This is a genomic window from Streptomyces sp. IBSBF 2435, assembly GCF_036815005.1.
GTDB lineage: Bacteria > Actinomycetota > Actinomycetes > Streptomycetales > Streptomycetaceae > Actinacidiphila.
In genome coordinates, this window is the sequence record NZ_JAJSYW010000115.1 from 1 (window position 1) to 12356 (window position 12356).

The window sequence follows — 12356 nt, forward strand, 5'->3', positions numbered from 1 at the left end:
CTTCAGGGACTGGCGGCGGGTGTCCTCCTCCTGCCAGAGGCGGCGGAGTTCGGCGGTACGGGGGTCCGGCCTGCGGGGCTGGAGGTCGTTGCCGTCCTCGTCGATCACGCCCTTCTCGCGGAGCTGGCGGGTCTGCACCTCGACGGGGGGCTCGGGGTCGTAGTCGGAGGGGCGCGGCTTCTCGGGGCCGTCGGGGCCGATGCGGACCAGGCGCTCGACCCGGGTCACCCGGAAACGGTGGCCGTCCACGCACACCGTGTTGCCGCGCTCGTCGTCCAACCGGTCGGCGGCAGCCGCGTATTCGGCCTTCGGGGCGCCCGTCAGCCGGAGCGTGAACGGTGCCATCACCCGCAGCCAGTACGCGAGTGCGTCCCGGGCGCCCTGCGGGGTGGAGTAGGTCGAGCCGGGGTCGTGGAATTCCCACCTGCCCCGCACCCGGTCGGAGATGAGGAAGGCGGGGGGCAGCAGCACGCCCCCGGGATAGTGGTGGACCGCCTGGCGGGCCTCGTCGTTGATCTCGTCCGGCGCGCCCGGCAGGATCGCCGCGAGCGGCAGCAGGTCCAGCTTGAGGACGCCGTCGGACAGCCCTGTGCCGGTGTGCGGGTCCACCACGAAGCCCTTGGTGCGCGACGGCACCCGGTGCGCCTCGCCGACCTCGGCCGGGTCGGGGTCGGAGGGGCGTGGCGGCTCGGGTCCCTCCTCGCCGGAGCGGATGAAGTGCGAGGTCCGCACGATCCGGTACCGCTCTCCCAACGCCCACACCTCGTTGAGGACTTCGCGGTCCATCCGCAGCGCCGCCGCCATCCACTTCTTCGCGGCCCCGCCGTCACCCGCCGACTCGGCCCGGTGCGCGCTCAGCCGGAAGTGCGACCCGAGCGAGTCGCGCGCCTGCTGCGGCCAGCTGCCGCCGTATTCGGAGAGCGCCCAGCCGCCGGTCTCCAGCTCCCGGGCCCAGAAGTATTCCGCGATCCCCACTCCGTGCAGCTGCGGATACCGCTCCCTTGCCTGCCACGCCTCCTGGTCGGCGAACGCCGCGACGGGACCGTCCTGCTGGATCATCCGTACCGTCAGATAGGCGGGGACATTGTCCTCGTAACCGCTCATAGGCAGACTGTGCCCGATCGGGCCGTCCCCCGTGACCGAATCCGCCGACCGACGGCCCGAAACCGCCCGTATGTGGCCAGGACGCCTGGTGGCATGCTACGCGCCATCGGGAAGCCGCTCCGTTTCCGGCCGGCAGCGCCGGCTCATTGCGCCAACTGCCGCTCTATGCGCGCGCGTACGCCCTCTGCTCTCGGGTCGGTGTAGGGCGTCAGGTGGGTCAGCGCCCGCGTCCAGTAACCGCGGGCGACGGCCGGGTCCTTGGGGTGGAGCACCGCCGCGAGGTGGTCCAGCTCGACAGCGTGCTCCCAGGCGTCGCCCAGCTCCTGGTGCACCGCGGCTGCCTGCCGGTGGAAGTCGGCGGCCTCACCGGGGCGTTCCATGGCCGTGTACGTCAGTCCGGCCCCGCGCCAGGCCAGCGCTTCCCGGCCGCGGTCGCCGAGCCGGCGGTGCAGGGCCGCCGACCGCTGGTAGGAGGTGAGGGCCTCCTCGTGGGCGGCGGTGGCGCGCTGGGTGTCGCCGAGGGCGATCAGCCAGTACGCCTCCAGCGTGTCGCTGTGCAGGGTGAGCGCGATCTCCAGCGCCTCCTGAGCCGACCGCAGGGCCGTGTCGGCCTGCCCCGACTCCAGTTGGAGCACCGCCAGCAGGCGCAGCGCGTTCCCCAGCCCCCGCCGGTCGTCCGCCGCCCGGTTGATGGCCAGCGCCTGGTCGAGGGCGGTCGCCGCCTCGGGCAGCCGGCCCGCCTTGTGGCTGACGGCCGCCACGTTGGCGTGGACGGCGGCGGCCAGGCGCCGGTCGTCCAGCTCCTCCAGAATCGCCGCGGCCTCGGCGAAGTGCGTGCCCGCCAGGTCGAGTTGCCGCCTGCGCAGGTGTATCAGGCCGATCGTGTTGAGCACCCGGGCCTCGTCGAAGCGGCGGCCCGTGCGGCGCGCGACCTCCAGCGCGCGGCGCAAGCACTCCAGGCCCGCTTCGAAGCGGTTGGTCTCCCGGTGGATCGTGCCCAGGACGGTGAGCAGCCGCAGCTGCGCGTATGGGTCGTCGGACCGCTCCGCGGCTTCCAGGCCGGCGTGCCCCGGGTCGATCCAGTCGGCGCGGGCGGCGGACGGCGCCATGGCCCGCCACGCCAGCTCCGCCATGGACGTGGCGTGCGCGTCCAGGCCCGCGGCGACGGCCGCGCGGACGAGGGCGGGGAAGGTGAGGTGCTCCCGCTCGGCCCAGTCCGCGGCAGCGCCGTGGTCGGCGAAGGCCTGCGGCGGCACGCTGCCCACCGGGTCGGGCAGCGGCAGGTGGTCCTCGGCGGGCTTGATCCAGGTCTGGGCCGCGTCGGCGGTGTGCAGGTACCAGTCGAGGACCCGGCGCAGGGCCGCGTCCCTCTCCTCCGGCGGCTCTTCGGTCCGCGCCCGGTCGGCGGCGTACGCGCGCAGCAGGTCGTGGAAGTGGTAGCGGTCGGGGGCGGTGCGCTCCAGCAGGTGCGCGGCGGCCAGGTCGTCCAGCAGCCGCCGGGCGCCGCTGACCGGCAGGTCGGCCAGCGCTGCGGCGGGGTGCGGCCCGAAGTCCGCGACCGGGTGCAGCCCCAGCAGCCGGAACAGCCGGGCGGCGGGCGGCGGGAGGGCGCGGTACGCCCAGGCGAAGACCGTGAGGACCGCGTCCGCCTCGTCCTCGCCGCCGCTGCCCGGCGCGTCCCGCAGCGCGGACCCGTCCCGCAGTTCCGCGGTCAGCTCCGCTGTCCGCAGGTGCGGCCGGCCGGCCGCGCGTTCGGCCGCTATCCGCAGCGCGAGCGGCAACCGGGCGCACAGCCGGGCCAGTTCGGCGAGCGAGTCGAGGTCGTCGTCCGTGCGCCGGCCGCTGGTGACCGCCTGGAGCAGGGCCACCGCCTCCGGCTCGGGGAGGGTGCCGAGCGTGACCCGGCGGGCGCTGTCCCGTACGGCCAGCCCGGACAGGCGGCTGCGGCTGGTCACCAGCACCATGCTCTCGCCGGCGCCGGGGAGCAGCGGGCGCACCTGGGTCGCGCTGGCCGCGTCGTCCAGCAGGACCAGCACCCGGCGCTCGGCGAGCAGCGCGCGGTACAGCGCGGCGGCGGTCTCCGCGTCGCCCGGCACCTGGGCGGCCGGTACGCCGAGCGCGCGCAGGAACCCGCGCAGGGCCTGCTCGGGCGTGACCGGCTCGCCGGGGTCGTAGCCGCGCAGGTTCACGAACAGCTGGCCGTCGGGGAAACGGTCCTTGGCCCGGTGCGCCCAGTGCAGGGCCAGCGAGGTCTTCCCGGCGCCCGCCGTCCCGGCGACCACGTGCACCGACACCACGGCCCGGCCGCCGTCGCGGTCGGTCAGGGCCGCGTCGAGCAGGCCGAGTTCGTCGGTGCGGCCGACGAAGCCGTCTATGCCGGCGGGCAGTTGCCCGGGCGGGGGACCGTGCCGGTCCGGTAAGTCCCGGTGGAAGGGGATGTCCCCGGTGACGCTCCCGGCCCGCGCGTCATGTCCCGAAGAGCCCGACAGGTCGTTCCGCGAATCCCCGGCGTTCGTACCGCTGATCGCTCTACCCCCGCTCACGCGACGGGTGGCGCCGGAAGCGGCGCCACCACTCGTTCGAAATACGGCAGCACATCCTCGGGCTGCCCTGTAGAGGTCCTGCGGACAAGCCGTCCACGGCGTGGCGGCGTCCGGGCCGTCGAGGCGTCCCGGAGGAGTCGTCCGCCCAGTCGGTCCGGGAATTCCGGCGCCCGGAGGTCAGGGGTCCCGGGTGTCCGGCTTCGCCGCGCTGAGCATGGTGCGGGGACCACGACCGGCCGCCGGTCGGACATCGCCGGCGGATCGGCCTCCCACACGCGTGCCATGCCTGCCTCCCAGTAACCCACTGTCACAGACCGTGCCCGCCCATGTTACCCGGAGTGCCAAGCCGGATGCGGGGTGGAATCGGCCATTGGCCGGACCAATTGGCCTGACACGGCGGGCCGGTGCGCTTGCTGGGGCGGGTGAGGCCCGTGTCAGCCGTCTCTCGCGGGCCGCTGCTCGATCCGGGCGCGCAGCGCGTCGGCGCGCGGGTCGGTGAAGGGGGTCAGGCAGACGAGGGCCTGGCTCCAGTGGCTACGGGCCGTTTCGGGATCGCGCGGGTGGAGGGCGGCGCCGAGGTGGTCCAGCTCGACGGCCTGTTCCCAGGCGTCGCCGAGTTCGGCGTGTACGGCGGCGGCCCGGCGGTGGAAGGCGGCGGCCTCGGCGGGGCGGTCGAGCGCCTCGTAGGTCAGCCCGGCGCCGCGCCACGCCAGGGCCTCGCGGCTGCGGTCGCCCAGACGCCGGTGCAGGGCGGCCGAACGCTGGTACGAGATCAGGGCGTCGCCGTACGTGACGGTGGCGCGCTGGACGTCGCCGAGCGTGATGAGCCAGTACGCCTCCAGCGCGTGGTCCCGGAGGGCGAGGGCGATCCGCATCGCCTCGCGCACACACGCCTCGGCCTCGTCCAGCTCGCCCAGCTCGATGTGCAGCGCGGCGGCGAGCCGCAGGGCGTTGCCCTCACCCCGGCGGTCGTCCAGCTCCTGGTAGGCGTCCAGCGCGAGCCGCACCGCCTCGGCGGCCTCGGCCGCCGGCCCCGCGTTCAGCCGGGTGGACGCGACGTTGGACAGCACGACCGCCGCCCAGCGGTCCGCGCCCGCCTCCCGGAAGGTGGACAGCGCCGAGCCGAAGCACGCGGCGGCGCTGTCCAGCCGCCGCGCCCGCAGGTGCAGCAGGCCGACGAGGTTGAGGGCGTGCGCCTCGTCCAGCCGGTTGTCCGAGCTGCGGCACAGCTCCAGCGCCTGGGCGAGGCTGCGCAGGCCCTCGTCCAGCCGGTTCGCCGAGCGGTACGCCGTCCCGAGGCTCATCAGCAGCCGGATACGGCCGTCCGTGTCGCCCTCCCGCTCGGCCGCAGCCAGGCCCAGCTGACCGATACGCAGCCAGTCCGCGTCCGCGGCGGACGGCGGCCAGACCTGCCACAGCGTCTCGGCCAACTGCCAGGCCTGCTGGTCGAGTCCGGCGGACGAGGCGGCCTGGACGAGGCCGGCGAAGCCGGGCTGTTCGCTCTCGGACCAGTCGACGGCCGTGTCGTAGTCGGCGAAGACGGGCGGCGGCCAGAGCGGGGGCGGCAGCGGCAGGGGCGGCTCGGCGGGCGCGAGCCAGGCCCTGGCGGCGTCGGCGGTGTGCAGAAACCGGTCCAGGCGGCGGCGCAGCGCGGCCTCGCCGTAGTCGGGGTAGTAGCCGGGCATCAGGCGCGCCCTCCGTAGAGCCCTGCGGGCAGGTCGAGTTCGGCCCGTACGGTCTTGCCGACCGGGAAGCGGTCCAGCACCGCCCAGCGGTCGGCCACCGCCTCGACCAGCAGCAGCCCGCGACCCGACTCGGCCAGCGGGCCGACCGGGGCGAGGTCGCCGGGGCCGGGCGGACGGCGTTCGGTACGGGTGTCGGACACCTCGATGCGCAAGGTGGTCCGGCTGAGCGCGAGCCGCAGTTCGAAGTCCCTTCCGGAGACGCTGCCGTGGGTCCCGGCGTTCGCCGCCAGCTCGGCCACGACGGTCTCGGCGGCCTCGAAGGCGGAGCTGCCGTACGGGAGCCCCCAACTGTTCAGCTGATGCAGCGCCAAGTGCCGCGCGAGTCGGGCACCACGCCGGGTGGAGCTGAACTGCTGCCTGAACTCACCCTCGGCACAGGGCAGTTGGCGGGTGGCTGGAGTTGTCATGACGCCCAATGTGGCCTGCGGAAACGCGGTCTGCCAGGACCCCGTTATGTACGCTGCGCGAGCGTACATGCACCAAGGGTGGACAGTACACATCACCGAGCGTAAGCATGGCCCGGTCAGCAAGTGACCCCAGGGCGAATGCGCGGGAGGTGGCCGATGACGGCCAACAGTACGGGCGGTGGCAGCGTGACGAGCATGGGTGGTGAACCCGAACCCTCCGACAGTCTGCGGACGTTCGGCGCGTTCGTCCAGGCCTTACGCGAACACGCGGGTCTCAGTCGTGAGGACTTCGGCGCGCACGTCGGCCTGTCCAAGCACACGATCACCTCGATCGAGGTGGGCCGCCGAATGCCGGACCCGGACTTCGCGGACCGTGCCGAGCCGGTGCTCGGCAACACGGGCGCGCTGCGGAACGCGGTCAAGCACATCGCCCGCCAGCCGGGCCTGGCCAGCTGGTTCAGGCAGTGGGCGAGGGAGGAGGCGACGGCGATCGCCCTGTGCATGTACGAGTGTCGGTTCATCCCGGGCCTGTTGCAGCCGGAGCGGTACGCACGCGCGCTGTTCGAGGAACGCCTGCCGCCGCTGAGCGACGAGGAGGTCGACGCCCAGTGGACCGCTCGGTTCGACCGGCAAAAGCTGCTCAGTGAACGGCCGAACACCGCGTTCAGCTTCGTCCTCGACGAGCACCTGTTCCTGCGGCAGACCGGCGGGCCGGAGGCCACGAAGCAACTGATCGACCACGTGCTTGACGTCGGTCGGCGACGGAACATCGAGATCCAGGTGTTGCCGCTGGCCACCGGCGTACATCCCGGTATGCACGGGCCGATCCAGCTGGTGGAGACGCCCGACAACAGATGGCTCGCCTACAACGAGGGGCAGGACACCGGACAGCTCATATCCGACCCGAAACTGGTCAGCGTCCTCCAGATGCGGTATGCAAAACTGCGCTCGCAGGCCCTCACCCCCGAGGACTCCAGGAGCCTGCTGTTGCAACTGCGAGGAGACCTATGAGCACCCCCGAACTGACCTGGTTCAAGAGCAGCTACAGCGGCAGCGCGAGCGGCGACTGCATCGAGGTGGCTGTCGCCTGGCGCAAGTCGAGCTACAGCGGCAGCTCTGGCGACGACTGCGTCGAGGTCGCGGCACCCTGGCACAAGTCCAGCCACAGCGGCGGCCAGAGCGGCGACTGCGTCGAGGTCGCAAGCTGCCCCGAGGTCGTGCACGTGCGCGACTCCAAGGACAAAGAAGGCCCCCAACTGGCCTTCTCCCCCACGGAGTGGTCCACCTTCCTCGACTACGCGCGCGGCCTCTGATCCACACCCGGGGCGGGGGTCCCCAACCCCCGCCCCGATCCGCGTTCCCCGGCGCAGAAGGCATCGGCGGAGATGAACGAGGAAGCACTCCCTCGTTCATCTGAGCTGATCCTCGCAGAACGCCAGCCGCTTGGGAGCGGCCCTTTCCAGCCAAACCGGAGGCCGAGAGCGCGGATCGGGCACGGGCCGGAGGCAGCCCCTGGCGGGTCAGTCGCCGGTCGTGCCGTCGGCCATCTCGCGGAGGATGTCCAGGTGGCCGTTGTGGCGGGCGATCTCCTCGATCAGGTGGAGGAGGATCCAGCGCAGATTGATCGCGCTGCCGTCGCGGAGCGTGCGCTTCGCCATCTCGTCCAGCGAGTGGGCGGCGACCAGCTCGCGGTGGCGGACGTTCTGGGCCGTGTACTCGGCGAGCAGGTCGGCGAGCGGGATGTCCACCGCGATGCGCATCTCGCGGTCGGGGTCCTCGTCCGTCCAGGGACCCTCGTCCTTCCCGTCCAGGAACATCACGTCGAACCACCAGTGCTCGACCCACCGCACATGGTTGATCAGGCCGCACAGCGTCATCAGCGGGGAGCCGGGCAGCGGGGCGCTGCGGGCGTCCTCGGCCGAGACGCCGTCGCATTTCATCCGGGCGGTGTCGCGGACGTAGTCGAGGAAGGTGACGAGAGAGGCGCGCTCGTCACCGGTGGGCGGGACATCGGTTCTGGTCATGGGGACGCATCGTCTTCGATCGGCCGCGCGTTGTCGAACGGTTAAGGGCGTGTCGGCGCCGGTCATGGCCCCGGGTCCCCCGGCCGGAAGGCGGGCGGCCCGCCCGTACAGCCCGACGCAGGCGCATGGCAGCATCGGAAGAGCCGCCGCATCCCCCCGCACCGAGACGAGAACGCGCCATGCCGCTCCAGATCAGGGCCTTCGACGCCGACCATCCGTCCGACCTGCTCGACCTCGAATGGCACGTGCCGCTCGAACAGTGGTCGGACAAGTCCCTGGTCGCGCTGCCGCGCGGCATCTCGCGGCACGTGGTGCGCTTCGCGCGGGCCGGTGACGAGGTGGTCGCGGTCAAGGAGGTCAGCGAGTGGGCGGCGGTCCGCGAGTACGGCCTGCTGCGGGACCTGGACCGGCTCGGGATACCCGCGGTCGACCCGATCGCGGTGGTCACCGGGCGGGTCGGCGCGGACGGCACGGCGCTGGAGCCCGCGCTGATCACCCGGCACCTGAACGGCTCGCTGCCGTACCGCTCGATGTTCGAGACGACGATGCGCCCCGGCACCGTCAACCGGCTTCTCGACGCGCTGGCGGTGCTGCTGGTGCGGCTGCACCTGGTCGGCTTCGCGTGGGGCGACTGCTCGCTGTCCAACACCCTCTTCCGCCGGGATGCCGGCGCCTACGCCGCGTATCTGGTGGACGCCGAGACCGGGCAGATCCAGCCCGAACTGACCTCGGGCCAGCGGGACTACGACATCGAGCTGGCCCGGGTGAACATCGCGGGCGAGCTGATGGACCTGGAGGCGGGCGGCTCGCTGCACCCCTCGGTGGACCCGGTGACCTTCGCGGAGGCGATCTGCTCGCGCTACACCGACCTGTGGCACGAGCTGACCCGCGAGTCGGTCTACCCGGCGGACAAGCGGCACTACATCGACCGCCGCATCCGCCGGCTCAACGACCTCGGCTTCGACGTCGCCGAGATGCAGATCCAGCGCTCACCCGGCGGCGACAGCGTGACCTTCGTGCCGAAGGTGGTGGACGCCGGGCACCACCAGCGGCAACTGCTGCGGCTCACCGGCCTCGACACCGAGGAGAACCAGGCCCGCAGCCTGCTCAACGACCTGGACTCCTGGATGACCACCCAGGACGACTACGCCCCGGGCGACCCGCTCGGCGCCCGCCCCGAGGTGCTCGCGCACCGCTGGGTGCGGCAGGTCTTCCGGCCCGCGGTCCGCCTGGTGCCGCTGGAGTCGCGCCGCCATGTGGATCCGGCGCAGGTCTACCACGAGCTGCTGGAGCACCGCTGGTACCTGTCGGAGGCGGCGGGCCGGGACGTCGGCCTCGAAGCGACCGTCGCGAGCTACATCACCGACGTGCTGCCGCACGTGCCGGACCCGACCGCGGTGGTGGCCGAACCGGAGTGACCAGGCGCCCGGGTGCCGGCGGAGTCCCGCCCCGGTCCCGGGCGGGCCACGCCCCGGTCTCAGGTGAGCCGCAGCGCGGCCTCACGCACCGCCAGCGCGTCCTCGCGCACCTCGCGCAGGCCGGGCAGCGGCCGGTCACCGGTGCGCGGGCCGGGGCCGGGCGCCTGGGAGACGCTGCGGGTCCAGGCCCGCAGCTGCTCGCGGAAGCCGGTCACGGCCGGTCCGGCCCGGTGGGTACGGCGGGTGGACAGGCCGGTGGCCTCGTCCCAGGTGTCGATGTGCAGCGTCGCGCCCTCGTCGCGGGCGTACGGCGAGGGCAGGGTGAGCGTGGCGACCGAGTCGGTGCCGGTGAATTCCAGCGTCTCGCGGTAGCGCCGGTGCGCGGGCAGCCGCAGGTGGCTGGCCTCCACGACGAGGCCGTCGTCGGGCCGCCAGCGGCAGCTGACCGCGCTGCCGCCTGCCCACTGGAGGCTGTGCTCCAGGCTGCCGTACAGCTCGCGCCCGGTGCCGTCGAGGGCCGCGTGCACGATGTTGACCTGGTGGATCAGCGAGCCGCCGAGGCCGCGGGCGTAGACCTCGCGCTGGAGCGCCGAGGAGTCCGCGCCGAGCGCGCGGGCCAGCGCGGCCCGGGCGGGCGGCGGTTGCGGGCCGAAGGGCGGCGGCGGGTAGGGCACCAGGTGGTCGACCAGGTGCGGGGCGTTCGGGTCGTGGATGTCCACGGCGATCCGGCGGGCGGTGGCCGCGTTGGCGCGGCAGTGGCCGATGAAGAGCCGCACCACCGGGTCGTGCCGCTTCATGTAGCCGGCGGTGACGGGGACGCCGCTGAGCCGCTCGGCGGCGATCAGCTCGTCGATCTCGGCCGGGTCGAGGCTGACCGGCTTCTCACACAGCACCGGCAGCCGGGCTTCCAGGCAGGCGAGCACGATGTCCTTGTGGGTCCACCACGGAGACAGCACGAGCGCCGCCCCCGCCCCGGCCCGCGTCGCCTCCTCGGGCGTGTCGCACACCGCGACCCGGGGGAAACCGGCCATCACGGCGGCGCGGTGCCCGGGGTCGGGGTCGATCACCGCGACGGGCCTGATCAGATCCGGCAGGTCGCGGATCTCGCGCAGATGCGCGGCGTGCGCGACCCTGCCGGCCCCGATGATCACCACCGGTACCGGAGCGTGGGTGGCCAGCGGTTCCTGTCCCAGGTCGGCGCCGGGACCGGGACCGCGCTCCGCGCGGGCGTCCTGCCCTGCTGTGCCGGGCTCCCCGCCCTCCTGCGAGGGCCGCCGCCCGGCCGGTGCGGGCGCCCTTCCCCCCGGCGGCCCCTGCTGCCCCGCGTGACGCATCGTGCTCATCCTTTCGGCCGACCGGCACTCGTTCCTACCAGGAAACGTGGCGCGACCGCGACGCCGGGGTGTCCGAACCGTGATCTCGACCATGGCATGAGGGCCATCCATTGCTAGAGTCGGTATAGGGTGCGGTTGCCACCTTGCAGGCACCTGCACGTTTCGGCGCACCCGGCGACGAAAGAGGGAATCCGTGGCCAATTCGGTGAGGGGTGGTGGGCCGAATGCGGCCGACATCGGGCTCGCCCTTTATCAGGCACTGCGCACCAATGGCTCCTCCGTCCCGGCGAAGGCCGCGGCGGCGATCGGGCTGACCGAGGCGGAAGCCGAGGTGGGCTGGCGCGAGCTGGAGGAGCTCGGGCTGATACGCCCTGGCGACACCGCGGACGTGGTGGATCCGGTGGAGCCGGACACCGCCCTGATCGAGCTGCTGGCCCGGCAGCGGGCCTCGTTGCGCCGTCAGCGCGACGAGTTGACCACGATCGTCACGGCCGCCGAGTCCCTGATGGAGCGCTACCGGCCCGCGGTGATGCGGGAGAACGCCGAGATCGAGGTCGAGCTGGTCACCAAGGACCACCGGCGGCGGCAGTTCCTGCGCGACTTCGACGCCACGATCACGGAGTCGGCCAGCTGGATGCACCCGGGTCCACTGCCGTCCAGCGAGGTGCTGGCGGGCTCGCTCACCGCCGACAACGCGCTCATCGCCCGCGGCATTAAGGTGCGGGCCATTTACGGCCAGAGCATTAATTCCGCGCCCAGGCAGCGTAAATACCTCTCCGATCTGACGGCCGCCGGCGTGGATGTCAGATTGGCGCCGCAGGTGCCTTTCGATCTCCTTATGGCCGATACCCACAGCGCTCTCGTACTGGCTAATCCGGAAGAGCCCTCGGGCCCCGCTGTTGTTGTGAGAGGCCCGGCTCTCGTTCGCTCCTACGTGGCGATGTACGAGGATTGCTGGCTGCGCTCCGTTCCCTACTCCGTGAACGCGGCGAACGGCCTGGACCCGGACAGCGAGCTGACCGAGCAGCACCGCACCACCATGCGACTGCTGGCGAACGGCCTGACGGACGAGCGGATCGCCAGGAAACTCGGGGTATCACTGAGGACCGTGAGTCGCCTGGTTTCTGAGATCATGCGGTATCTTGAGGCTGACAGCCGATTCCAGGCAGGAGTCCTCGCTGCGGCGCACGGCCTGATCTGACGAGGATCACACCGGCGCATTCACGCCATGGCGGAAATACGCACAAGCGAAAACTGGCCTGTGCCTGTGTGTATTTGCCACCATTGGGAAAGTTACGTGTCACCACACCACCATAGTGAGCACCCACTTACTCCTGCCCACCTAAGGATTACGATGTCGCGGATCAGGCGTTCGACACATGTCTCCGCTGTTGCAGCACTGGTGCTCGTTCTGTCGTCGGCGGCCGGCACAGCCGTTGCCGCCGATGCTGCTTCGTCCCCCGCTCCGGCGCCGGCCCCGGTCGCATCGACCGATCCCGCCTCGCCTGACGGCTGGTTCCCGAGTGTGACGCCTGACGGCTGGTTCCCCCAGACCACTCCCGCGGTGGCCCCTGCCGGGTGGTTCCCCAGCGCGAAGCCCGCCGGGTGGTTCCCGAGCGTCGCTCCCGCCGGCTGGTTCCCGCAGACCACTGGCACAGATGTTCCTGACGGCTGGTTCCCGCAGACCACTCCCGCGGTTGCCCCTGCCGGGTGGTTCCCCAGCGCCAAGCCCGCCGGGTGGTTCCCGAGCGTCGCTCCCGCCGGCTGGTTCCCGCAGACCA

The 12356-nt window shown here is 72.5% G+C and carries 10 protein-coding genes; 4 read left to right on the forward strand and 6 right to left on the reverse strand.

What is annotated here, in order from left to right:
• The 4 genes from V7E46_RS21545 to V7E46_RS21560 form a co-directional block, all read right to left on the reverse strand.
• A partial coding sequence (locus V7E46_RS21545) for a DUF5954 family protein (RefSeq protein WP_333769947.1) occupies positions 1-1104 on the reverse strand: 1104 nt, incomplete at its 3' end.
• A 143-nt stretch (positions 1105-1247) separates the two neighbouring features.
• Complete coding sequence (locus V7E46_RS21550; RefSeq protein WP_333769948.1) at positions 1248-3647, reverse strand: ATP-binding protein; 2400 nt, start codon at positions 3645-3647, stop codon at positions 1248-1250.
• Between the two features lie 434 nt (positions 3648-4081).
• Positions 4082-5332, reverse strand: coding sequence for a tetratricopeptide repeat protein (locus V7E46_RS21555; protein ID WP_333769949.1), 1251 nt, complete (start codon positions 5330-5332; stop codon positions 4082-4084).
• Positions 5332-5799, reverse strand: a complete 468-nt coding sequence (locus tag V7E46_RS21560; protein ID WP_333769950.1) for an ATP-binding protein — start codon at positions 5797-5799, stop codon at positions 5332-5334. Before V7E46_RS21560 ends, V7E46_RS21555 begins: the two co-directional genes overlap by 1 nt.
• Before the next feature lie 156 nt (positions 5800-5955).
• On the opposite strand from V7E46_RS21560, the gene V7E46_RS21565 reads away from it, so the two are divergent.
• Complete coding sequence (locus V7E46_RS21565; RefSeq protein WP_333769951.1) at positions 5956-6810, forward strand: helix-turn-helix domain-containing protein; 855 nt, start codon at positions 5956-5958, stop codon at positions 6808-6810.
• On the forward strand, positions 6807-7112 hold the full coding sequence (locus V7E46_RS21570) for a DUF397 domain-containing protein (RefSeq protein ID WP_333769952.1): 306 nt from the start codon (positions 6807-6809) through the stop codon (positions 7110-7112). Before V7E46_RS21565 ends, V7E46_RS21570 begins: the two co-directional genes overlap by 4 nt.
• Positions 7113-7319: 207 nt before the next feature.
• On the opposite strand, the gene V7E46_RS21575 is transcribed toward V7E46_RS21570, so the two are convergent.
• Complete coding sequence (locus tag V7E46_RS21575; RefSeq protein ID WP_333769953.1) at positions 7320-7823, reverse strand: DinB family protein; 504 nt, start codon at positions 7821-7823, stop codon at positions 7320-7322.
• 179 nt (positions 7824-8002) lie between these two features.
• On the opposite strand from V7E46_RS21575, the gene V7E46_RS21580 reads away from it, so the two are divergent.
• Positions 8003-9241, forward strand: coding sequence for a DUF4032 domain-containing protein (locus V7E46_RS21580; protein ID WP_333769954.1), 1239 nt, complete (start codon positions 8003-8005; stop codon positions 9239-9241).
• 59 nt (positions 9242-9300) lie between these two features.
• Here V7E46_RS21580 and V7E46_RS21585 read toward each other — a convergent pair whose 3' ends face one another.
• Positions 9301-10584 carry a Gfo/Idh/MocA family protein gene (locus tag V7E46_RS21585; protein WP_333769955.1) on the reverse strand — a complete coding sequence of 428 codons (1284 nt, stop codon included), beginning with the start codon at positions 10582-10584 and terminating at the stop codon, positions 9301-9303.
• Positions 10585-10768: 184 nt separating this feature from the next.
• Here V7E46_RS21585 and V7E46_RS21590 point away from each other — a divergent pair, with 184 nt between their 5' ends.
• Positions 10769-11776: a helix-turn-helix transcriptional regulator gene (locus V7E46_RS21590; RefSeq protein ID WP_333769956.1), complete on the forward strand. Its 1008-nt coding sequence runs from the start codon at positions 10769-10771 to the stop codon at positions 11774-11776.
• Positions 11777-12356: the final 580 nt, after the last annotated feature.

Coding starts and splice junctions, on each gene's coding strand:
- V7E46_RS21580 (WP_333769954.1), top strand. CDS start 8,003: ATGCCGCTCCAGATCAGGGCCTTCGACGCCGACCATCCGTCCGACCTG.
- V7E46_RS21585 (WP_333769955.1), bottom strand. CDS start 10,584: ATGAGCACGATGCGTCACGCGGGGCAGCAGGGGCCGCCGGGGGGAAGG.
- V7E46_RS21575 (WP_333769953.1), bottom strand. CDS start 7,823: ATGACCAGAACCGATGTCCCGCCCACCGGTGACGAGCGCGCCTCTCTC.
- V7E46_RS21565 (WP_333769951.1), top strand. CDS start 5,956: ATGACGGCCAACAGTACGGGCGGTGGCAGCGTGACGAGCATGGGTGGT.
- V7E46_RS21570 (WP_333769952.1), top strand. CDS start 6,807: ATGAGCACCCCCGAACTGACCTGGTTCAAGAGCAGCTACAGCGGCAGC.
- V7E46_RS21560 (WP_333769950.1), bottom strand. CDS start 5,799: ATGACAACTCCAGCCACCCGCCAACTGCCCTGTGCCGAGGGTGAGTTC.
- V7E46_RS21555 (WP_333769949.1), bottom strand. CDS start 5,332: ATGCCCGGCTACTACCCCGACTACGGCGAGGCCGCGCTGCGCCGCCGC.